The sequence below is a fragment of the Streptococcus sp. HMSC074F05 genome (genome assembly GCF_001808725.1).
In the GTDB taxonomy this organism is placed as follows: domain Bacteria; phylum Bacillota; class Bacilli; order Lactobacillales; family Streptococcaceae; genus Streptococcus; species Streptococcus parasanguinis_I.
On the sequence record NZ_KV794403.1, the window covers coordinates 101,613 to 122,869 of the forward strand.

Consider the following 21,257-nt stretch of genomic DNA (forward strand, 5'->3'; position numbering starts at 1 on the left):
CTCCCATCTTTTCGTTTCTCACGATTGAAGGTCGTGGTTTGCTTCAACGATTGAAGGTCGTTTTGAGCAGTTACCATTTTAACACGCTTTATATTAGAAAACAAGCATCTTACTATTCTTTTTGTTGATCAGGATCGATGGGTTTACAAGTCTGTAAATATAAAAAGAGTCCTATTCAAGAACTCTTTTTAAACGAATTTAATACCAGCCATTTGCCAACCAGAAATTTTTAGCTGCTGACCATGATCCATAACGGTTGACAACATATTGATTGGCCACTTTTTCTTGGTTTGCAGGTGATAAATCACCATTCAAATAAGTGATAGTCAATTGGTAACGACCATAATATTGGCCATTTTGTGCTGTATAACTGCCACTTGATTCTTTTTGGGCAATCCATTCCTTAGCAGCCGCATCTTCCGCACTCAAGCCATCTGAAGCAGAGACAGTCGTTGTTGCTTGTGTAGTATCAGTTTTACTAGTAGTAGTAGCTTGCTCCGTAGTTTTCTGCGTTGTATTTGTACCTTCAATCTCAAGAACTTGACCAACTGAGATAAGGTTCACGTTACTAATCTTATTTTTCTTAGCAATCGCATCAACCGTTGTGTTCTTCTCTTTAGCAATAGCTGATAAAGTATCACCTGATTTTACAGTATAAGAATCTGCATTCGCTACAATTGGAAGGAAAAGTCCTGCAAGTAAACTAAGTCCAATAATTCGTTTCATCATTTGTTTTTTATTCATTATTATATACTCCTTTATTGGTATACCTCTATACTACACAAGAAATATTTCATATTTATTGAAATAATGTGTCAAATATTTCAGTCAGATGTTAGAAATACTAAAAATCCAGGATAATATAAATGCTTTAAGCCCCCTTTAAGATTTCTCAGATATTTCGGGAAAAATAGAAGAAATCATCAGCCATATCTGATATAATGAAGTAAAGTGATCACAAAGGAGCAGAGCATGAACTCTTTAAAATTCCAATCAGTTTTTGATATTATTGGACCTGTGATGATCGGCCCATCCAGTAGTCACACTGCAGGTGCTGTTCGAATTGGTAAAATTGTTTCTTCTATCTTTGGAGAGGAACCAAAAGAAGTTGAGTTCCAATTATTTAATTCCTTCGCCAAAACCTATCGTGGTCATGGAACAGATTTAGCCTTAGTAGCGGGCATCTTAGGAATGGACACAGATGATCCTAGAATCCCAGATAGTCTAAAAATTGCACATGAACGAGGCATTCGGATTGTTTGGTCTATTCAAAAAGAAAGCAATGCTCCTCACCCAAACACAACGACTATTACTGTTAAAAATGATCATAAAACGATTTCTGTCACTGGAATCTCAATTGGTGGTGGGAACATACAGGTTACTGAGTTAAATGGCTTTGCTATCTCACTAAATATGAATACTCCAACCATTATCATTGTTCACCAGGACGTCCCTGGAATGATCGCCCATGTGACAGAAGCTCTTTCTCGCTATGATATTAATATTGCACAAATGAATGTAACACGGGAAAAAGCTGGAGAAAAAGCGATTATGATTATAGAAGTTGACTCAAGAAGTTGTGAAGCAGCGATCGAAGATATCCGTAAAATTCCTCATCTTCATAATGTCAACTTTTTCAAATAAGGAGTTCATATGTTTTATTCAATTGTAGACCTCGTAGAACAAGCAAGCACACAATACGAAGGAAACGTCGCAGAGTTAATGATTGCAACTGAATTTGAACTAACCGGTCGTGAACGAGAAGAAGTCCTACGATTAATGACCCGTAATTTAGAAGTGATGATTGATTCTGTAAAGTTAGGGTTAAATGAAAACCACTCTCGTAGTGGGTTAACCGGTGGGGATGCCGCAAAATTAGATCGCTATATCAAATCAGGAAAAACGTTATCTGACTTGACCGTCCTAACCGCAGCGAAGAATGCTATTGCTGTCAACGAACACAATGCTAAGATGGGACTGGTCTGCGCAACACCCACTGCAGGATCTGCTGGCTGCCTCCCCGCAGTTCTCACTGCAGCAACTCAAAAATTAGGGTTAAACCGTCAGCAACAATTAGATTTTCTACTGACAGCTGGAGCTTTTGGTTTAGTGATCGCAAATAATGCTTCTATTTCAGGTGCAGAAGGTGGTTGTCAAGCAGAAGTTGGTTCTGCTTCAGCTATGAGTGCAGCAGCATTGACACTAGCTGCTGGGGGAACTCCTTATCAAGCGAGTCAAGCAGTCTGTTTTGTCATCAAAAACATGCTTGGGCTCATTTGTGATCCAGTAGCAGGACTCGTGGAAGTTCCATGTGTTAAACGGAACGCAATGGGAGCTAGCTATGCCTTCATTGCTGCTGATATGGCCTTAGCAGGTATTGAATCAAAAATACCTGTTGATGAAGTGATTGACGCCATGTACCAAGTTGGATCTAGTCTTCCGACTGCCTTTAGAGAAACAGCTGAAGGAGGATTGGCAGCAACACCAACCGGACGTAGATTACAAAAAGAGATATTTGGAGAATAACATGCAAGCCTTATTTTTTGATTTAGATGGAACATTAGTTGACAGTTCCAAGGGAATTACAGAGAGCTTTCAACATACATTCGATACTTTGAAGGTTCCTCAACCCGATCTCAAAACTATCCGTAGTTTTATGGGACCACCTTTGATTTCTAGTTTTGAAGCTACCCTTCCTGAAACTTTGGTAGATCAAGCAGTGATGATCTATCGCCAGTATTATCATGAAAAAGGTCAATACAAATCAACTCTGTTTCCTCAGATAGTAGAAGCTTTGAAAGCATTACAAGACGAAAACATTCCTCTTTATGTAACTACTTCAAAACATGAACCAGTTGCTTTACAGATGTGTCAAGATTTAGGTATCGATAAATACTTTAAAGGAATTTATGGATCAAATTCAGATCGTATCCACAAAGCCGATGTCATTCGATACGCCTTGTCAAGCAATGACCTTCCAAAAGAGGAGACAGTGATTATTGGAGACACAAAATTTGACCTCATTGGAGGTCAAACAGTTGGCATAAAAACCATGGCCGTCACTTGGGGATTTGGAGATCTTGAAGAGCTACTTCTTTACTCACCAGATTTTATTTGTCACTCTCCACTTGACATTCTTGAGACATTAAAAAAATAGGTTTACAAGTTGTAAACCTATTTTTTTAATAACCCCAAGCTGATAAACCTTGTGAGCTATATGCATTGTATGCAGCCTGGATTTGATCATCAACTGTTGCAGTTGAACCCCAACCTGGCATTGTTTGGAACAAACCACTGGCACCAGAAGCATTTGCTGCATTTACTTGACCATTTGATTCACGGGCAATAATTGCTTCCCAAGTAGAAGCAGGTACACCAGTCATTTCAGCCATACGAGCAGCTGCATAAGATCCTTGTTCTCCAGCAGTATTCCCATTTGATAGAACAATTCCACCATTTGTTGATTGTGCAGAAGTCACTGCAGCATTTGCTGCATAAGTTGTTTGTTTTTGAGCAGTTTGTGCAGTTGCTGTAGTTGCACTTTCAGCAGGTTTTGCTTGCTCTTGTGGAGCAACTTTATCAATCATAGATTTTGAACGCTCACCTAACTCAATAATTTGTCCTGCATAGATCAAATCTTCATTGGTCAGATTGTTAGATGCAATAATATTTTCTACTGAAGTGTTATTTTCTAGTGCAATTTTTGATAGAGTATCTCCAGACTTCACTTCGTAAGTTTCAGCATTCACTGTAGCAATACCAGAAATGAAAAGTGATGCTGCTGAAAGTAGGGAAGTGACTGTCCATTGGAACTTTTTACTGTTCATGAATTCTATTCTCCTTTCGAACATAATTCTATCATACACACAAAATGTTACAGTTTATTGTAGAATATATTACAAATGTTACAAGAATATGTGAATTTAATGTAAAAAGCGCTTTGTATAGCGCTTTTTCCTTATTTTTGAACCAATACAACTAGCTCTATCCATTTTTTAGATAAAAAACTATCAACATGAGGCACAGAATAACGAGCAATGCCAGGGTATCTTTTACTCCCCACTGCAGAGTCCGATAGCGTGTTCGTCCTTCACCGCCTTTGTACCCTCTCGCTTCCATCGCAATTGCTAATGCATCTGCGCGTTTAAAACTTGAGGCAAACAAAGGAATGAGAATCGGAATGAAGGAACGGATCCTTTTTAATAGATTTCCTTCACCAAAATCAACACCACGCGCCCTTTGCGCATTCATGATTCGATTCGTATCATCCACTAAAGTTGGAACAAAGCGCAAACTCATAGATAGCATTAACCCAATCTCATGTGCTGGAACTTTAATAATTTTTAGTGGTGTGAGGATCTTTTCAACAGCATCTGCTAAACTCAATGGTGTCGTCGTCACGGTTAAAATCGTCGAATAAAAAATGATTAAAATAAATCTACAAAATATGATGGCGGCTTGCATCAATCCTTGGTCGGTTAATTTAAAAAACCACCATTGATACAAAATAGTTCCTTGAGAGGTCGCAAATAATTGAAAAATGGTTGTAAAAGCAATGATAAAAATCATTGATTTTAAACCTTTAATATAAAAACTAACCGAAATCCTCGTTAGATACATTAAAACAAAAATAAAACCAAAGAGAAGAACATTTGTCTGGATATTATTTGCCCAAAACAGAAGAAATATGAATAAAAACATTGAGAGCAACTTCCCACGAGGATCTAGTTGGTGGATAATGGAGTTTCCAGGAATATACCTTCCCAAAATCATATTATTCATGAAGTAACAGCTCCTTTAGTTCCTCAATTTTGATTGGTAGTCTGTCCAGAGGAAGTCCTCTTCGTTTCAATTGAAGAGCAAAATTCGTAATTTGTGGGACTCCTAATTGAAGTTTTTGTAAATACTCAACCTGTTGAAACACTTCCCTTGGGGATCCGTTTAGGACAAGTTTTCCCGCTTCTAAAGCAAATACAGTATCAGCAAAATTTGCTACATCATCCATCGTATGAGTTACCAGAACTAGGGTCATCCCATTTTTATGTAATGTCTCAAACAGCGCCATCAATTCCTTTCTTCCAGCAGGATCTAGACCTGCTGTTGGCTCGTCCAATACTAAAATCTCTGGTTCGATAGCTAAAATACCTGCGATCGCAACCCGTCTCATCTGTCCACCAGATAGTTCAAATGGACTTTTATCATAGATAGACTCTTCTAAACCAACGATCGCTAATTTTTCTTTGGCTATTTCCTCCGCTTTGTCCTTAGGTACCCCAAAATTCTGTGGTCCAAAGGCTACATCAGCTAGAACGGTTTCTGCAAACAGCTGACTTTCTGGAAATTGAAAAACCAAACCAACCTTTTTTCTCAGGTACTTCATTTCTTTTGGCTCAGAATGATTATCTAAAACAAAATCTTCAAATTGAATCGTTCCTTTAGTCGGACGCAGTAAACCATTTAGTAATTGCAACAAAGTAGACTTGCCACTACCAGTATGCCCGATAATGGCTGTATAAGATCCATCTTTTATTTCCAAACTAATATCAGAAAGCGCCTGCCCTTCAAAAGGACTTCCCTCTTGATAAGTATAATAGACATTCTTTAAAGATATTCCCATAGTTGGTCTAATAACTCACTTTCTGTTAGATAATCCTGTTTTAGCGGAAAATGCGAGCTGAGAGATTCTTGAACCTGCTTACTAAAAGGCTTATCTAGTCCAATCTCATTAAGGTCATTTCTTGAAAACAATTCCCGCGGCGTCATAGAAGACTCTAGTTTTCCTTTTTGAAACACCAGTGTTCGATCACTTAAGGCAATTTCGGTTAAATCATGGGTAATGGAGATAATTGTTAATTGAAATTTTTTCTGAAGTTCTCTCATTACCGCCATTAGATCCTCTCTGCCTTCTGGATCTAACATACTAGTTGCTTCATCAAGGATAATAATCGTTGGTCTCAAGGCGATAATACCTGCTATGGCCACCCGTTGCTTTTGACCACCTGACAAACGAGATGGTTCGCGATCTTTAAACTCCAACATACCAACTTGCTCAATAGCCTTCTCCACTCGTTGAAGCATTTCTTCCCGTGGAATTCCTTGATTTTCTAAACCAAAGGCAACATCATCTTCTACTGTCGCACCAACAAATTGGTTATCAGGATTCTGAAATACAATCCCAATTTTACTACGGATTTCCCATATAGTTTCACGAGTCAGTTTTTTTCCATCAATGTAAATCTCACCAGACTCAGCTTCCAAAAGACCATCAATCAGGCGTACAACTGTAGATTTCCCACTACCATTGTGTCCAACAATCGAAAGCCACTCTCCTTGTTTCACGTGAAACGAAACCGTGTCAATTTGATACTCTTCTACTGTTTTATCGTATCGAAAGGATACATTTTTTAGCTCAATCATCTGTTTCATTTATTTAAATGTGTCTTTAAAGAGATAGCTACTTCCCTTAAAGTAGTCGTAACCAGAATAAATTGTGAAAATCAATGCAATATAAAGCAACACTTGCCCTGGAAGAGTCCAATGGCAAAGCAAAAAGATAATGGCAAACATTTGGCTAAAGGTTTTAATTTTTCCAGGCATGGCTGCAGCAAGAACTGTACCACCTGTCTCAACAAGTAGAAGACGCAAACCAGTAACAGCTAACTCACGACAAATGATAACGGCCGCAATCCAAGCAGGAACCATTTTTAATTCAATCATCATGATAAAAGCTGACATGACCAATAATTTATCTGCCATCGGATCGGCAAATTTACCAAAATTACTAACTACATTCCATTTTCGTGCAAGAAAGCCATCTAAATAATCTGTAATACTAGCAATTGCAAAAATAACTGCCGCTACAATATGTCCTAAGTAAGAATGACTTAAACTTAAAATAGCAATAAAAATAGGAATCATCACAACCCGAATTAATGTCAATGCATTAGGAATATTTTCTTTTTTCATACTTCCTCCAAAAAATAAACTATCTTTACATCTATTTTACAGATGCTGTAAACTCATAAAAATATACGATATAAATCACAAAGCCAAGGATGACAAAACTAACTAGTAGATAATACAGGATTGGTAACCAGCTCGCTTTCTGTCTTAATTTTCTTGAATGAAGCTCTTCGTCATCTACAAGTATTTCTTCATCAAATAACAATTCTTTTCCTTCACGAAAAGCTGTCAATAGGATGGACTCATCTAATCCCAAAGCCCATGCTAACTTTTTAAGATAGATCTGAGCGTAAAAGGGACTCGGTAATAGATCAAACTCATCGTTTTCCAACGCTTCTATATAAGGAATTTCAATGGCTGTCTTATTTGACACATCCTGTAAACTTAAGTGTAAATTTACTCTTGACAGTCTTAACACTTGACCAATCGTTCTCTTCTTCATGTTTTCCCTTCTTGATACATTGTTTACTACTTTTGAAAAATCATATAGTCAACCATCTCAGCCTGGTCGATGAACTGACGCCCTAATTTGATGATATCTTGTAAACTAATACCTTGTAAAATCTTTGGAAGATCATAAGAAGTGCTACCGTCTGAAAAATATTCAAACTGAGTGGCACTATACTCAAGCGAATTTAAACCTTGTAAGAAATCACCAAACATTTCGCTTTTAATCGTATCCAAATGTTCCTGATTGACATCTGGATCCTTCTCAAATTGTTTGATTGCTGACCTAAATTGATGAGATAAGGACACCGGTTCTTGAGTATCCATTGTCAAAATAACGAAATGAAATAATTCCTCAACCTCGACTTCAAGTGTCAATGAGTTGTCAATCTTCCCAGCTTCATATAAACTTTGAAACCGTTGCGAAGTCCAACCAAACATCATCGAAAACAGTAATTTCAACATCAATTTATAACGAAATTTTTCCTCTTCCTTAATGATATCATTTCCTCGAATTCCAATTGCCAACCTAGGAGTAGCAACTTCCATTCTACAAGATTGATTCAATCTTACTTCATTTTTTTCTACAGGAAAACGTTCTAACTCCACAGATGGATGAGGAGGAACTAGATCATATTCCTTTACTACTTGCAATACTTCATCAACATCAAAGTTTCCGATCACTAATAAGTGCATTTGAGAGGGATGATAGAATAGATCAAAGTTTTCACGGAGATTATCTATTGTAATGTCAGAAATAGACTCCCTAGTTCCAGCAATATCATCTGCTAACGGTGTTCCAGGATATAAATTTTCTAAAGCACCAAAAAATAATCGATAGTCTGGACTATCTTGGTACATTCCAATTTCTTGTTGAATGATTTTTCTTTCCTTAGATACAGATTTTTCTGTAAAGGAAACCTTTGAAACCATCTCCAATAACAATTGAATATTTTCAGGGACCTTTGAAGTTGTTGAGAAAAGATAACTTGTCTTTGTAAAGCTTGTAAAGGCATTACTTTCCGATCCTAAATGAACGAATTTTTTTAAATAATCTTGACCATTTTCATCTTCAAATACTTTGTGTTCTAGGAAATGAGCAATTCCTGCAGGATATTGCCTTTCATTACCATTCACTAGAATTCGTGTATCCACTGAGCCAAACTTAGTTGTGATTATTCCATAGGTTTCATAATAATCTTCTTTTGGAATTAAATGAATAGTCAACCCATTTGACAAGCGTGTAAAGTAAACTTGCTCACCAACTGATTCATAATATTTTTCTTTAATTTTCAATCTTTACACTACTTTCCTTCCATAAAATAAACAGACTGTAAATTAATTGTTTTTGCCACTTCAATAATTTCTTCTCTACTAACCTTATCGATGGACTCTAACCACTCTTCTAAAGAAAGGACTTTCTTTCCTAGGATCGTTTTCAAATATTCCCTTTCAATCAAGGTATTTTGCCGATCCTGTGCTAATAAGGTCGTATTCACCAACATTTCTTTTGTCAATTGAAGCTCTGACTCTGTAAACTTGCCTCGTTTTAAATCATTCAACTGTCTCATAATCAAGGTCATTACTTTCGTACGAGATTCCTTATCAATGCCTGCAAAAACTCTCATAAAGCCTGTAAAAATATCAAAATGGCTAGAGATGGTATAAGCAAGTCCTTCTTTCTCACGAATTATTTGAAAAAGTCTCGAATGCGAGAAAGCTCCCAGCATCCCATTTAATACAACTAGTGGGATATGGAGAGATTCTCCATACTGGGTAGAAAAATGGTAACCTAATTCTAGAATAGATTGTTGGTTTTGTTTTTGCTCTAACTTTTCTCTAACAACATTTGTAAAAGGTTGTTGATAGGTGACAGACAAATTGTTATCACGTGGCTTGAATTCAAACTGGTTCACTCGATCCACAATAGCGACCTCATTAAAATCGCCTATGAAAAAGAAGTCAATATTATCTAATTGGAGCATCTGGTGAAACTGTGAAAGAGAACTTTGAGCTGTCTCTTGTCTCACTAAATCAACTTTCCCCAATCTTGACATCCCGATTGTTTCGTCTTCAAAAAATAGTTGATTCAATTGCCCATGTGCATAATAATAAGGCTCTTCAATTTCTGACTCCAAATCGGAAATTGTATTTTTCTTTTCAACGTCAAATGTATCACTGTCAAAGTGATCTTCTACTACCAAAGGTGAAAAGAAGATAGTTTCTATAATGTCCAAAACTTCATCAGTAAGAACATTTTTCTTGCTCAAAAAGTCATCGCGCACAAAGGAAATATTCAAATCAACATAATGAACACGCCCCCTCTTAGAGACTGAGGTTGACAATTCTACCCCGTATAGACTCGCTAATTTTTCACGGAATAATTGTGAAGTTGGATATTTTTGATTTGCAGTTTCCATCATACAGGCTACTAAAACACGCGCAGCCACGGTATTTTCATCTAATGGCGATGAAAAACGGACCTTAATTTTATTGGTTTTAAATTTTTTTGATTGAAGAAAGTGAAGATTCACGCCCTTTACTAATTCCATTTTCATCCTCGTTCTACTCAATAGTAACTTTCATTATAACACGAAATCACACTAAAATCCTAATTCAAACTGTGAAAAAGCTCCTCAAATCACTCAACATTCTCTACCCTAGAAAAACTAAAAATATGGTATAATAACACGCAAAGAGGTGAACTATGAATTACAAATTATTTGATGACTTTATTACATTACAAGCAATCTTAAAAGAACTCGGTATTATACAGAGTGGTGGTGCAATCAAAGCTTTTCTTCAAGAAAAAGAAGTCTTTGTTAATGGTGAATTAGAACAACGGAGAGGCCGTAAACTTCGTGTCAATGATCAAATTGACATTCCTGAACTGAGCATGACTATCACCATTCTTGAACCTTCTCAAGAAGAAATAGAAGAACATCTTAAAGAGAAGGAAGAAAAGGAACGTGTTGCTAAACTTGTCAAGCAACTCAATCAACAACAAAAGAAACAACCGACAAAGACTAACAAAAAAGAAAAAGCAATTCGCTTTCCTGGTATCTCGTAATGTGGTTAAAACAGTTATCCATTCAAAATTTTCGTAATTATCAAGAACTAGAAGTCGAGTTTCATCCTGGATTAAATATTTTCCTAGGTCAAAATGCTCAAGGAAAGACCAATATTCTCGAATCAATTTATTTTCTAGCTTTAACCAGAAGTCATCGAACACGAAATGATAGAGATCTCATCTATTTTGAATCCACCGATTTTAAAGTGTCTGGTCAGTTACAAAGAGAAACTGGTCCCCTTCCATTAGAAATTTCCTTGACACCAAAAGGTCGGATAACTAAGGTAAATCATTTGAAACAAGCCAAATTATCGAACTATATTGGCCATATGAATGTTGTCCTTTTCGCACCCGAAGATTTGCAACTGATCAAAGGATCACCTGCAGGGCGTCGAAAGTTTATTGACATTGAATTAGGTCAGATGAAACCTCTCTACTTATCTGACTTATCTCAATACAACCATGTACTGAAACAAAGAAATAGTTATCTAAAAAATTCGGAAAAAATTGATGCTACATTTTTGGAGGTCTTAGATTCACAACTAGCTAGTTTTGGAAGTCGCGTCATCCATCATCGGCTTGAGTTTATTAAAAAATTAGAAGCTAAAGCAAAAGAAAAACATACTCGACTTTCTGACAACAAAGAAAACCTATCAATTCAATATCAGTCAACTGTTTTTTCTGAAGAAGGAAATGATATAGAAGAGCAGTTTCTCTCTATGTTGGAAAAAAACCGTCAGAAGGATATTTTTAGGAAAACAACAAGTATTGGGCCTCACAGGGATGATTTGGCATTTTTCATCAATAATATGAATGCTACCTTTGGTAGTCAAGGCCAGCATCGAAGTGTTGTTCTCTCTCTAAAATTAGCAGAAATTGAATTGATGGAAGAAATCACAAGAGAAAAGCCTATTTTATTACTTGACGATGTCATGAGCGAACTTGACAATTATCGTCAACTTCAACTACTTGAAACCATCTCTAATAATATTCAAACATTTATTACAACGACCACTCTCGATCATTTAAAAGACCTGCCTGAAGAGTTGAAAATTTTCACTGTTCAAGCCGGTCATATCAAAACAGCATCTTGACAGAATTGTCAAGATGCTGTTATTTTTGTTTACAAATGTGTAAATTTATTGTGCTGAGTAGTTAGGAGCCTCGTTTGTGATTTGCACATCATGAGGATGGCTTTCTTTCAATCCTGCACCACTCATTTCAACAAATTGTGCATGATCATGTAAATCTTGAATGGTTGCTGCACCAACATAACCCATACCTGAACGAATACCACCGATCATTTGGAATACCATATCTGCTACAGAACCTTTATAAGCAACACGTCCCTCAATTCCTTCAGGAACCAATTTATTGGCTTCATTGACAGATCCTTGGAAGTAACGGTCGCTAGAACCTTTCTTCATTGCTGCAATAGATCCCATACCACGGTATGTTTTAAATTTACGACCTTGGAAGATTTCTGTTTCACCTGGTGCTTCATCTGTACCTGCAAGCATTGAGCCAAGCATAACCGCGTTTCCACCAGCTGCTAGTGCTTTGACAATATCTCCTGAATACTTGATACCACCATCAGCAATGATCGTTTTTCCATATTCACGAGCTACAGCGGCTGCATCATAAATGGCAGTCACTTGAGGAACACCAACCCCTGCAACAACACGAGTTGTACAGATTGATCCTGGACCAATTCCGACCTTAACTACGTCTACCCCTGCATCAAATAATGCACGAGCACCTTCAGCGGTTGCAATATTTCCTGCAATCAAGGTACGATCTGGGAAGTGAGCACGAATTTCTGCAATCTTACGAAGAACACCCGCAGAATGTCCATGAGCAGTATCGATGACAATAGCATCTGCACCAGCTTCAAAAAGAGCTTCTGCACGTTCAAAAGTATCTGAAGTAACCCCTACGGCACCAGCCACAAGCAAACGACCAAATTCATCCTTAGCCGCATTTGGAAACTCAATAACTTTTTCAATATCTTTGATTGTAATCAAGCCAGAAAGACGACCATTTTCATCTACCAATGGTAATTTTTCAATACGGTGCTCTTGTAGAATGCGTTCAGCTGTTTCCAAATCGGTTCCAACCGGTGCAGTTACCAAGTTTTCACTTGTCATATGATTTGAAATGGGTTGATTGTAATCAGAAATAAAACGCAAATCCCGGTTTGTAAGGATACCAACTAATTTACGATTTTCAAGTGTTTCAACAACAGGAACACCACTGATTCGGTATCGTCCCATCAACTCATCTGCTTCTGCAATTGTATGAGACGGAGTCAAATAGAACGGATCAATAATAACCCCATTTTCAGAACGTTTTACTTTGCGTACTTCATCTGCCTGTTGCTCAATTGACATGTTTTTATGGATAACACCAAGTCCACCAGCACGTGCCATAGCAATTGCCATTTGACTTTCAGTCACTGTGTCCATGGCAGCAGTAATGATTGGGATATTCAAGCGTAAATTACTTGCTAATTGTGTACTTAAATCTGCATCATTAGGCAATACGTGACTTTCTGCTGGAATCAAAAGCACGTCATCGAATGTAAACCCTTTTTTTAAAAACTTTGTGTCCCAATTAGACATTAGCTGGATCCTCTTTTCTTTTTATTTGAGCAAGGCTCGAATTTTTATTGTTAATATCATACCATTCTATGGCAATTTGTCAATCATTTATTGGTAAATTATCAATGAACAGTAAGAAATGTTCGCTTTTAATGAAGTCGTTTTATTTTTTAAAATAGGTAATTCCCATCGCAGATTTTACTTCATCCAGTGTTTGAGCTGCTACATTTCGAGCGCGCTCACTTCCTTTTTCAAGAATAGAGTAGACCTCACCCATATCCTTTGCAAACTCAAGTCGTCTTTCACGAATTGGTCTTAATTCACGATCTAAAATTTCTAAAAGATATCGTTTGGTCTTTACATCACCAAGTCCACCACGTTGATAATGTTCTTTCATTTCTGCAATTTCAGCTGAATCTTCTGGACGGCCAAATACATCCAGGTAATGAAACACCATATTGCCTTCGATTTTTCCTGGATCCTCTACTTTAATATGATCCGGATCGGTATACATACTCATCACTTTTTTCTTTAAAGTATCCGCATCATCAGCTAAGTAAATTCCATTATTCAATGATTTAGACATTTTAGCATTTCCATCTAAACCAGGTAAGCGCCCCGCTGCTTCATTTTCAGGATAAATTCCTTCCGGTTCCACCAAAGTATCTGTGTTGTATGCATGATTAAAGGAACGAACAATCTCACGAGTTTGCTCAATCATAGGCTTTTGATCATTTCCTACTGGAACAAAATTCGCTTTAAATGCTGTGATATCGGCTGCTTGTGAAATAGGGTATACCAAAAATCCTGTTGGAATACTCTCACCAAAACCTTTTTGAGAAATCTCGGTTTTTACAGTTGGATTCCTTTCAAGTCGCGCCAAAGATACTAGATTCATGTAATACATGGTCAATTCCGCTAATTCAGGAATCTGACTTTGAATGAAAATCGTAACTTTTTCAGGATCTAGTCCAGCTGCCAGATAATCCAAAGCAACATTACCAATAGATTCTACAATCGTTTTTGGATCTTTTGCATGGTCTGTCAAAGCTTGCTGGTCTGCTAGGAAAACAAACATATTATACTCATCTTTATTTTGCAACAAGACGCGATTTTTTAAAGAACCAACATAGTGGCCAATATGGAGTTTTCCTGTCGGTCTATCTCCTGTCAGAATGATGGGTTTTGTCATACTCTTCTCCTTAATCGTTATCCCTATCATTATAGCACTTTCTAGTTGAAAATGTTAGTCTATCCTCTATGTTTGTAAGGAATTAACACTTTACTAAACTGTCAATTTCGTTTACATCATTGTAAAAACAAATTGACAGTAAAAAAGTTGAATTTTCCCCTATTTTCTAGTAAAATGAAGACATTATAGAAAGAGGAGAAAATCATTGCTTACAGTATCAGACGTCTCACTACGTTTTAGTGATCGAAAATTGTTTGACGATGTCAATATCAACTTTACAGAGGGAAATACATACGGTCTCATCGGTGCCAACGGTGCTGGAAAGTCAACCTTTTTAAAAATTTTAGCTGGAGATATTGAACCAACAACTGGTCATATTTCTCTTGGCCCTGATGAACGTTTATCCGTTTTGCGTCAAAATCACTTTGACTATGAAGACGAGCGAGTCATCGATGTTGTCATTATGGGAAATGAAAAGCTCTACAACATTATGAAAGAGAAAGATGCTATCTACATGAAAGAAGATTTCTCTGATGAAGATGGCGTCCGTGCAGCTGAACTTGAAGGTGAATTTGCCGAACTCGGTGGATGGGAAGCAGAAAGCGAAGCATCTCAATTGCTTCAACATCTAAATATTTCAGAAGACCTCCATTATCAAACGATGAGCGAGTTAGCTAACGGAGATAAAGTGAAAGTTCTCCTAGCTAAAGCCCTTTTTGGTAAACCAGATGTCCTTCTTTTGGACGAACCAACCAACGGTCTCGATATTCAATCCATTACCTGGTTAGAAGATTTTCTAATTGATTTTGAAAATACGGTTATTGTTGTATCCCACGACCGCCACTTTTTGAACAAAGTCTGCACCCATATGGCGGATCTCGACTTTGGAAAAATTAAACTTTACGTCGGAAACTATGATTTCTGGAAAGAATCTTCTGAACTTGCAGCAAAATTACAAGCAGATAGAAACGCAAAAGCTGAAGAAAAAATTAAACAATTACAAGAGTTTGTCGCACGTTTCTCAGCCAACGCTTCAAAATCAAAACAAGCAACTTCGCGTAAAAAAATGCTTGACAAGATTGAACTTGAAGAAATTGTTCCATCTAGTCGGAAGTACCCATTTATCAACTTTAAGGCAGAACGAGAAATTGGTAACGATCTCTTGACAGTTGAAAATCTTTCTGTCAAGATTGATGGAGAAACCATCCTTGACAATATCAGCTTTATCTTACGTCCTGGTGACAAAACTGCCCTTATCGGACAGAACGATATTCAAACAACTGCTTTGATCCGTGCATTGATGGATGATATTGAATATGAAGGAACTGTCAAGTGGGGAGTTACAACTAGTCGATCATATCTACCAAAAGACAACAGTCGTGATTTTGCAGGTGGTGAAAGTATTCTTGATTGGCTTCGTCAATTTGCAAGTAAAGAAGAAGATGACAATACTTTCCTTCGTGGTTTCTTAGGACGTATGCTCTTTTCGGGTGACGAAGTTAACAAGTCTGTCAACGTCTTGTCAGGGGGAGAAAAAGTTCGTGTCATGTTGTCTAAATTGATGCTCCTCAAGTCAAATGTTCTTGTACTGGATGATCCAACCAATCACTTGGATTTGGAGTCTATCTCAAGTTTGAATGATGGATTGAAGAATTTTAAAGAATCGATTATCTTTGCCAGCCATGACCACGAATTCATTCAAACACTCGCCAACCATATTATCGTTCTTTCAAAAAACGGCGTAATCGATCGTATTGATGAAACCTATGATGAGTTTCTTGAAAATGAAGAAGTTCAAGCAAAAGTGAAAGAACTTTGGAGCCAATCATAAAAATAAAGAGCCCTGAAATCATTATTTCAGGCTCTTTCAGTAGAAATATATGAATAAAACAAAGCTAAAAACATCCCTTTTTATAGTATCTTCTTTCCTGATTCCAGCTATCATGATGTTCTTTATTTACCTCTCACAAGGAATCTACTGGAACAGTGATACATCCCCCTTATTAGGAGATGGTTATCATCAGTATGTCATTTTTGATACCACACTTCGAAATATTTTACATGGGACAGATAGCCTATTTTACAGTTTTCAAAGTGGATTAGGTATTAATTTCTATGCACTCAGTAGCTATTATCTAGGAAGTTTCTTTTCTCCTCTTGTCTACTTCTTTAATGCACAATCCATGCCGGATGCTGTTTACCTCATCACTCTTCTTAAATTTGGAGCTATTGGCTTAAGCACTTATATTAGTTTACATGGAATGTTTTCTAAAATTCCTAGATCCCTGGTTCTTACCCTTTCAACATCATTTGCTCTTATGAGCTTTGCTATCAGCCAAATTGAAATCAAAACTTGGCTAGATGTTTTTATCCTAGCACCATTAATTCTTTATGGATTCAAAAAACTCATTTACAATGAGGGAGAGATTCTCTACTTTATCAGCTTAACCAGCTTGTTTATCCAAAATTATTATTTTGGGTTTATGATGTCTATTTTTCTTATTTTATGGTACTTGACACAACTGTCATGGGACATCAAAGGAATTGGAAAACGCTTCTTTCATTTTGTAATTGTATCTCTTTTATCAGTTATATCAAGCCTTGTGATGTTATATCCAACCTTCTTAGATTTACGCACTCATGGAGAAAGTTTTTCAAAGGTTGACAGTATCTTTACAGAAAAAAGTTGGTATCTTGACGTATTTGCAAAAAATTTCATTGGAAGTTTTGACACTACTAAATATGGATCAATTCCAATGATCTACGTGGGATTATTTCCACTTCTATTAGCGATCACCTTTTTCTTTGTAAAGTCGATCAAGTTTCACGTGAAACTTTCTTACTTTATACTCTTGACCATTCTTATTTTGAGTTTTCGTTTTCAATTATTAGATCTCCTTTGGCAAGGTATGCACGCGCCAAATATGTTTCTTCATCGATACTCTTGGATCTTTTCTTTGACGATTATTCTGATGGCAGGAGAAGTACTAAATCGAATAGAGGAGATTACTTGGATTCGTTTTAGTCTTGCTAATTTCCTCCTTATTCTAGGATTTGGAGCAACTGTCCTTTACAGCAGTCACTATAAATTTTTAGATGCTGTCAATTTTATTGTTACTTTTGAATTTTTAATTGCTTTCTATTTGGTCTGTTTAGGATTTATCCTAAAAAAGATACCGCCTAGACTTTTCTATCTTTCGATCCTTTTTTTCTCCATTTTTGAATTATCGGTAAATAGTTATTATCAAATGGAAGGAATTGCGAATGAATGGGTCTTTGCTTCTCGCTCATCCTACGAACGCGACTTAAAAGCCATCCAATCCTTAGTAAGAGAGAAGACAGACTCAAATTATCGGACTGAGATTCTACAGCCACAAACAGGCAATGATAGCATGAAGTATGGTTATAATGGAATTTCTCAATTTTCATCTGTACGAAATACGGATGCTAGCTCGACATTGGACAAACTAGGATTTAAATCTGAAGGAACTAACCTCAATCTTCGATACCAAAACAATTCTATTTTAATGGATAGTCTATTTGGTGTTCGCTATAATTTAAGCCAACAACCTGTTCAAAAATTTGGATTTAAAGAGATTGCAACCAAAAATGGAGTCTCACTTTCAGAAAACGAATATGCCTTACCAATCGCCTTTCTGTCAGCAAAACCTTATAAAAATACTTTCTTTACGAATTTGACACTGGATAATCAGACACGATTCATCCATCAAATCACGGATGAAAAATATAAATTTTATAAGAAATTAAATATTCTCTCGCCTACTTCACAAAATACTACATCTTCGTTGCAAACTGCAAAAATTGAAGAAGATAGTCATCTATCCTACGCAAGTATTCAATATGAAGTAACGGTTCCTGCCCATAGCCAACTATATGTCAATGTTCCAAATTTACAATTTTCAAACGATGATCGGAAAGATATTGAAATCAGCTACAATGGACAGACCCAACGCTATACCATTGATAATGCCTTTCCATTCTTTTCAATTGGCCATTTTGACACAGAAGAAACAGTTACTATTCGTATGAGTTTTCCAGAAAATTCGACAGTCTCCTTTGATACACCAGAATTTTTTGCTCTGGATCTTAACCAATACACACAAGCTATCGCTAGTATTCGTCAGCAAGAAGTTGCTATTCACAAAAAGAAAAACAAATTGGTAGCAGCCTATAACGCAAATAGAGACACTACCCTTATTTTTACACTCCCTTATGATAAAGGCTGGTCAGCTAAACAAAATGGAAAGCCTATCCAAATTCATCGCATCCAGAAAGGATTGATGGGAGTTCGTGTTTCAAAAGGATCCGGAACAGTCACCTTAACATTTGTTCCCCAAGGCTTCATTGAAGGATTCATTGCCTTTTTCGTTGGAATCATTCTCTTCTTCCTCTACGAATGGAGACAAATAAAAAGACGAAAAAGTTAAGGAATCTAACCATCGTTCACTTATAAATAAAAGGCTAGGATAGTCATTATCCTAGCCTTTTTCAAAACAAAAAAAACACCCAAATGGGTGCTATACTAGCTCCGCCAGTAGGACTCGAACCTACGACATCATGATTAACAGTCATGCGCTACTACCAACTGAGCTATGGCGGAATGAGATATAGTCCGTACGGGATTCGAACCCGTGTTACCGCCGTGAAAAGGCGGTGTCTTAACCCCTTGACCAACGGACCATATATTCATTAACAGAACATATCCCATTATATCAAAATTTAACTAATTGTCAAGCACTAAATTCTAAATTTTGCTCTTCAATTAATTTTTTGGCACGTTTGATATTGCTTCTTGAGATTGGACAAGAATACCCTTCTTTCAACAGCAGCTGTTTCTTTTTCTTATCCATTCCAATGATCATACTTCTATTCACGATAAAAGATTGATGGGGACTGAAATATCTCTCCTCCACATCTTTCTCCAAGACATCTGATAAACTTCCCGCAATTTCTTTTTGAAAATTTTTCCCAACTAAGTTTAATTTATAAGCCGAACCAACAGTTTCAATATAAAGAATATCCTTAAATGGAATTTTTATCTTTTTATCCTTAAAGTCATACTCAAAATAATCTGTCAAATCATCATTTCCAATTTGAATAGTTGTTAGGTACTCAATACACTCCTTGATTTTTAATCTAAATAAATCTTCATTCAAATTTTTATCAATAAAATCTAAGGCAGATACTTTATAACGATAGGTAATCGAAGCGAATTCTGATTTTGTAGTAATAAAAACAATAATGGCATAAGGATTTGCTTCTCGTATTTTTTGAGCAATTTCCAGCCCACAATACTCATTGTCTTGGATATGAATATCTAGAAAATATAATTGGTGGATATCCGAATGTTGGATATAATTTTCAAATTCCGAAATTTTACCGGTAGAAATCACTTCAAGTTTAATTTCTAATTCCTTAGCAATTTCTGCAATATGTTTTTCTACCCGTATCTGTTGAGAGAGCTCATCTTCTAATAAAAAAATCTTCATTCTTGTTCGTATCCTCCAATCTTCAAAACTTGTAAAAAACGATTTCCTTGCAATTCCGTTTCTAAAAACATCGTTCCATAATTTGCTAAGATTTTTCTCACATTATTTAATCCTAGTCCTCTATTTTCTCCTTTTGTCGAATAGCCTTCTTCATATATTTTTCTAATATCAAAAGTGATTTCATTTGTTGTATTATGAATCACTAAGTAAACAATTTTTGAAATAGAGAAAATAGCAATATGAACTTTCTTTTCTTCTGCTTCTTTTGAAGCTTCCAAAGCGTTTGTCACTAGAATCCCAACGATTCTCACGATATCTAATAAATCAACTGGTAGTTGCTCGATTGGTTCACTCGTTTCAAAGGTCATTTCTACCCCAGCATCTCTTGCATCCAACCAACCTCGAATCAAAATACTTCGTAAAGCAGAATCTTTGATATTGACCAAGTTGAATCCTGATAATGCTTCTGTATTGATCTCTTTATAACCTTTTTCCAATACTTCTCTATGGATTCTCTGTATTTCTGGAATATTTTCTTCCTCAATAGCTAATGACATAGAAATAACTAAATTTCCCAAATCATGACGAAATCCCCTAACAATAGAATAGAGACTTTGAATTTCAGCCATATACCGACTCATTTGTTGCTCAGAAAATTCTTTATACTCCAGTTCTAAATTTTTACGATACTGATCTCGCTCGATTTTCATATGGAATAAGCTGACTACAAAAGAGAAAAAACAAATCGTTGCCAACATACTCCCAAAATTTTTAAATTGCGCTTGTTCACTAATCCATAAAGCAAAATTAATCACTACAAATATAGCAAAATAGACACAGATGAGTTTCTTTAAATATTTTTCAAATTCTTGCTCATAAAAAGGAGTGAAATCAAATTCAAATAAGTCAATTAACTTCAAAATGATTCCTAAAGAAAGCAAACGAATACACATATTGTAGACAATCGAGTAAGCTGCTACAACAGCATCTCCCAACACTGAAGAGACAATTATCGTCAGAAAAGTTGCTGTTCCTTCAACCGCTAAATAAGTAAAAAAAGAATAAAAAATGGCGCACAAGCGATTCGTCCGATTGGCATAATGATAATAAGGATATAAATAAACCGGCCATAAGAGCATATTTAAATCAGAGAGTCGAATATTTGAAAATAAAGTCACATCTAAAAATACTAAGAGACTTTCAAAAAGAAGAACAAAGGTGCTCAGAAGAAAGATAAATGCAAATTGATGTTCCTGATAGATTTTTTCGTCCACTAATGCAAACGTCAGAACAATGATCCCTCCCAAGAGAAAAGACAAGATTAATGACTGAATCACACAAACTCTCCCACTTTGTTTTTTCTATTTTATTATACTCTAGTATTATTATAAAAAAATAAAATTTTATATACAAAAAATTATAATATAAAATAGCCTAAAATTAAAGGGAATAGGTAAAATTGTAATTTTTTTAAT

At 36.2% G+C, this 21,257-nt stretch carries 20 protein-coding genes and 2 tRNA genes; 7 read left to right on the plus strand and 15 right to left on the minus strand.

What is annotated here, in order from left to right; all coding sequences use genetic code 11:
• Positions 1-198: 198 nt before the first annotated feature.
• Positions 199-744 (minus strand): aggregation-promoting factor, encoded by a 546-nt coding sequence (locus HMPREF2685_RS01235; protein WP_070464800.1) that lies wholly within the window; start codon positions 742-744, stop codon positions 199-201.
• Between the two features lie 228 nt (positions 745-972).
• On the opposite strand from HMPREF2685_RS01235, the gene sdaAB reads away from it, so the two are divergent.
• From sdaAB to HMPREF2685_RS01250, 3 genes are read left to right on the plus strand one after another with little or no spacing between them, the layout of a single operon-like run.
• Positions 973-1,644, plus strand: coding sequence for an L-serine ammonia-lyase, iron-sulfur-dependent subunit beta (gene sdaAB, locus HMPREF2685_RS01240; RefSeq protein ID WP_003002135.1), 672 nt, complete (start codon positions 973-975; stop codon positions 1,642-1,644).
• A 9-nt stretch (positions 1,645-1,653) separates the two neighbouring features.
• Positions 1,654-2,526 (plus strand): L-serine ammonia-lyase, iron-sulfur-dependent, subunit alpha, encoded by an 873-nt coding sequence (gene sdaAA / locus HMPREF2685_RS01245; protein ID WP_003002222.1) that lies wholly within the window; start codon positions 1,654-1,656, stop codon positions 2,524-2,526.
• 1 nt (position 2,527) lies between these two features.
• Entirely contained in the window at positions 2,528-3,157 is a 630-nt protein-coding gene (locus HMPREF2685_RS01250) for an HAD hydrolase-like protein (RefSeq protein WP_049522615.1), read from the plus strand.
• A gap of 25 nt (positions 3,158-3,182) precedes the next feature.
• Here HMPREF2685_RS01250 and HMPREF2685_RS01255 read toward each other — a convergent pair whose 3' ends face one another.
• From HMPREF2685_RS01255 to yfmF, 8 genes are all read right to left on the minus strand, one after another.
• On the minus strand, positions 3,183-3,827 hold the full coding sequence (locus HMPREF2685_RS01255) for a LysM peptidoglycan-binding domain-containing protein (protein WP_021154150.1): 645 nt from the start codon (positions 3,825-3,827) through the stop codon (positions 3,183-3,185).
• A 157-nt stretch (positions 3,828-3,984) separates the two neighbouring features.
• Positions 3,985-4,782, minus strand: coding sequence for an energy-coupling factor transporter transmembrane component T family protein (locus tag HMPREF2685_RS01260; RefSeq protein ID WP_024054768.1), 798 nt, complete (start codon positions 4,780-4,782; stop codon positions 3,985-3,987).
• Positions 4,775-5,617 (minus strand): energy-coupling factor transporter ATPase, encoded by an 843-nt coding sequence (locus tag HMPREF2685_RS01265; protein ID WP_021154152.1) that lies wholly within the window; start codon positions 5,615-5,617, stop codon positions 4,775-4,777. Before HMPREF2685_RS01265 ends, HMPREF2685_RS01260 begins: the two co-directional genes overlap by 8 nt.
• Entirely contained in the window at positions 5,602-6,426 is an 825-nt protein-coding gene (locus HMPREF2685_RS01270) for an energy-coupling factor ABC transporter ATP-binding protein (protein ID WP_070464804.1), read from the minus strand. Before HMPREF2685_RS01270 ends, HMPREF2685_RS01265 begins: the two co-directional genes overlap by 16 nt.
• Entirely contained in the window at positions 6,427-6,966 is a 540-nt protein-coding gene (pgsA, locus tag HMPREF2685_RS01275) for a CDP-diacylglycerol--glycerol-3-phosphate 3-phosphatidyltransferase (protein ID WP_003009208.1), read from the minus strand.
• A gap of 31 nt (positions 6,967-6,997) precedes the next feature.
• On the minus strand, positions 6,998-7,405 hold the full coding sequence (locus tag HMPREF2685_RS01280) for a helix-turn-helix domain-containing protein (protein ID WP_023919990.1): 408 nt from the start codon (positions 7,403-7,405) through the stop codon (positions 6,998-7,000).
• 26 nt (positions 7,406-7,431) lie between these two features.
• Positions 7,432-8,706, minus strand: a complete 1,275-nt coding sequence (yfmH, locus tag HMPREF2685_RS01285) for an EF-P 5-aminopentanol modification-associated protein YfmH (RefSeq protein ID WP_049486038.1) — start codon at positions 8,704-8,706, stop codon at positions 7,432-7,434.
• Between the two features lie 8 nt (positions 8,707-8,714).
• Positions 8,715-9,962, minus strand: coding sequence for an EF-P 5-aminopentanol modification-associated protein YfmF (gene yfmF, locus HMPREF2685_RS01290; RefSeq protein WP_003002080.1), 1,248 nt, complete (start codon positions 9,960-9,962; stop codon positions 8,715-8,717).
• Positions 9,963-10,117: 155 nt separating this feature from the next.
• On the opposite strand from yfmF, the gene yaaA reads away from it, so the two are divergent.
• Positions 10,118-10,480: a S4 domain-containing protein YaaA gene (gene yaaA / locus HMPREF2685_RS01295; protein ID WP_024054765.1), complete on the plus strand. Its 363-nt coding sequence runs from the start codon at positions 10,118-10,120 to the stop codon at positions 10,478-10,480.
• Complete coding sequence (gene recF, locus HMPREF2685_RS01300) at positions 10,480-11,574, plus strand: DNA replication/repair protein RecF (protein WP_070464807.1); 1,095 nt, start codon at positions 10,480-10,482, stop codon at positions 11,572-11,574. The genes yaaA and recF overlap by 1 nt, the downstream gene beginning before the upstream one ends.
• A 45-nt stretch (positions 11,575-11,619) precedes the next feature.
• Here the strand turns inward: recF and guaB are convergent, their stop codons facing one another.
• A complete protein-coding gene (guaB, locus tag HMPREF2685_RS01305; protein ID WP_003009220.1) occupies positions 11,620-13,101 on the minus strand; it encodes an IMP dehydrogenase in 1,482 nt (493 codons plus the stop codon).
• Positions 13,102-13,243: 142 nt separating this feature from the next.
• Positions 13,244-14,272 carry a tryptophan--tRNA ligase gene (gene trpS / locus HMPREF2685_RS01310; RefSeq protein WP_021154159.1) on the minus strand — a complete coding sequence of 343 codons (1,029 nt, stop codon included), beginning with the start codon at positions 14,270-14,272 and terminating at the stop codon, positions 13,244-13,246.
• A 205-nt stretch (positions 14,273-14,477) separates the two neighbouring features.
• On the opposite strand from trpS, the gene HMPREF2685_RS01315 reads away from it, so the two are divergent.
• On the plus strand, positions 14,478-16,103 hold the full coding sequence (locus HMPREF2685_RS01315) for an ATP-binding cassette domain-containing protein (protein WP_049475060.1): 1,626 nt from the start codon (positions 14,478-14,480) through the stop codon (positions 16,101-16,103).
• Between the two features lie 49 nt (positions 16,104-16,152).
• On the plus strand, positions 16,153-18,720 hold the full coding sequence (locus HMPREF2685_RS01320; protein ID WP_070464810.1) for a YfhO family protein: 2,568 nt from the start codon (positions 16,153-16,155) through the stop codon (positions 18,718-18,720).
• A gap of 99 nt (positions 18,721-18,819) precedes the next feature.
• On the opposite strand, the gene HMPREF2685_RS01325 is transcribed toward HMPREF2685_RS01320, so the two are convergent.
• The 4 genes from HMPREF2685_RS01325 to HMPREF2685_RS01340 all read right to left on the minus strand — a co-directional run bounded on the left by HMPREF2685_RS01325 (position 18,820) and on the right by HMPREF2685_RS01340 (position 21,119).
• Positions 18,820-18,893, minus strand: a tRNA-Asn gene (locus HMPREF2685_RS01325).
• Between the two features lie 8 nt (positions 18,894-18,901).
• Positions 18,902-18,973: transfer RNA gene (locus HMPREF2685_RS01330), tRNA-Glu, on the minus strand.
• A 50-nt stretch (positions 18,974-19,023) separates the two neighbouring features.
• Positions 19,024-19,782: a response regulator transcription factor gene (locus tag HMPREF2685_RS01335; protein WP_003009229.1), complete on the minus strand. Its 759-nt coding sequence runs from the start codon at positions 19,780-19,782 to the stop codon at positions 19,024-19,026.
• A complete protein-coding gene (locus HMPREF2685_RS01340; RefSeq protein ID WP_049475057.1) occupies positions 19,779-21,119 on the minus strand; it encodes a sensor histidine kinase in 1,341 nt (446 codons plus the stop codon). The genes HMPREF2685_RS01335 and HMPREF2685_RS01340 overlap by 4 nt, the downstream gene beginning before the upstream one ends.
• Between the last annotated feature and the right edge of the window lie 138 nt (positions 21,120-21,257).

What these genes read in the sequence shown, in the direction of transcription:
- HMPREF2685_RS01335 (WP_003009229.1), bottom strand. Translation starts at nt 19,782, where the DNA reads ATGAAGATTTTTTTATTAGAAGATGAGCTCTCTCAACAGATACGGGTA.
- sdaAB (WP_003002135.1), top strand. Translation starts at nt 973, where the DNA reads ATGAACTCTTTAAAATTCCAATCAGTTTTTGATATTATTGGACCTGTG.
- recF (WP_070464807.1), top strand. Translation starts at nt 10,480, where the DNA reads ATGTGGTTAAAACAGTTATCCATTCAAAATTTTCGTAATTATCAAGAA.
- yaaA (WP_024054765.1), top strand. Translation starts at nt 10,118, where the DNA reads ATGAATTACAAATTATTTGATGACTTTATTACATTACAAGCAATCTTA.
- sdaAA (WP_003002222.1), top strand. Translation starts at nt 1,654, where the DNA reads ATGTTTTATTCAATTGTAGACCTCGTAGAACAAGCAAGCACACAATAC.
- HMPREF2685_RS01235 (WP_070464800.1), bottom strand. Translation starts at nt 744, where the DNA reads ATGAATAAAAAACAAATGATGAAACGAATTATTGGACTTAGTTTACTT.
- guaB (WP_003009220.1), bottom strand. Translation starts at nt 13,101, where the DNA reads ATGTCTAATTGGGACACAAAGTTTTTAAAAAAAGGGTTTACATTCGAT.
- HMPREF2685_RS01320 (WP_070464810.1), top strand. Translation starts at nt 16,153, where the DNA reads ATGAATAAAACAAAGCTAAAAACATCCCTTTTTATAGTATCTTCTTTC.
- trpS (WP_021154159.1), bottom strand. Translation starts at nt 14,272, where the DNA reads ATGACAAAACCCATCATTCTGACAGGAGATAGACCGACAGGAAAACTC.
- HMPREF2685_RS01280 (WP_023919990.1), bottom strand. Translation starts at nt 7,405, where the DNA reads ATGAAGAAGAGAACGATTGGTCAAGTGTTAAGACTGTCAAGAGTAAAT.
- HMPREF2685_RS01260 (WP_024054768.1), bottom strand. Translation starts at nt 4,782, where the DNA reads ATGAATAATATGATTTTGGGAAGGTATATTCCTGGAAACTCCATTATC.
- HMPREF2685_RS01255 (WP_021154150.1), bottom strand. Translation starts at nt 3,827, where the DNA reads ATGAACAGTAAAAAGTTCCAATGGACAGTCACTTCCCTACTTTCAGCA.
- HMPREF2685_RS01250 (WP_049522615.1), top strand. Translation starts at nt 2,528, where the DNA reads ATGCAAGCCTTATTTTTTGATTTAGATGGAACATTAGTTGACAGTTCC.
- yfmF (WP_003002080.1), bottom strand. Translation starts at nt 9,962, where the DNA reads ATGGAATTAGTAAAGGGCGTGAATCTTCACTTTCTTCAATCAAAAAAA.
- HMPREF2685_RS01270 (WP_070464804.1), bottom strand. Translation starts at nt 6,426, where the DNA reads ATGAAACAGATGATTGAGCTAAAAAATGTATCCTTTCGATACGATAAA.
- pgsA (WP_003009208.1), bottom strand. Translation starts at nt 6,966, where the DNA reads ATGAAAAAAGAAAATATTCCTAATGCATTGACATTAATTCGGGTTGTG.
- HMPREF2685_RS01265 (WP_021154152.1), bottom strand. Translation starts at nt 5,617, where the DNA reads ATGGGAATATCTTTAAAGAATGTCTATTATACTTATCAAGAGGGAAGT.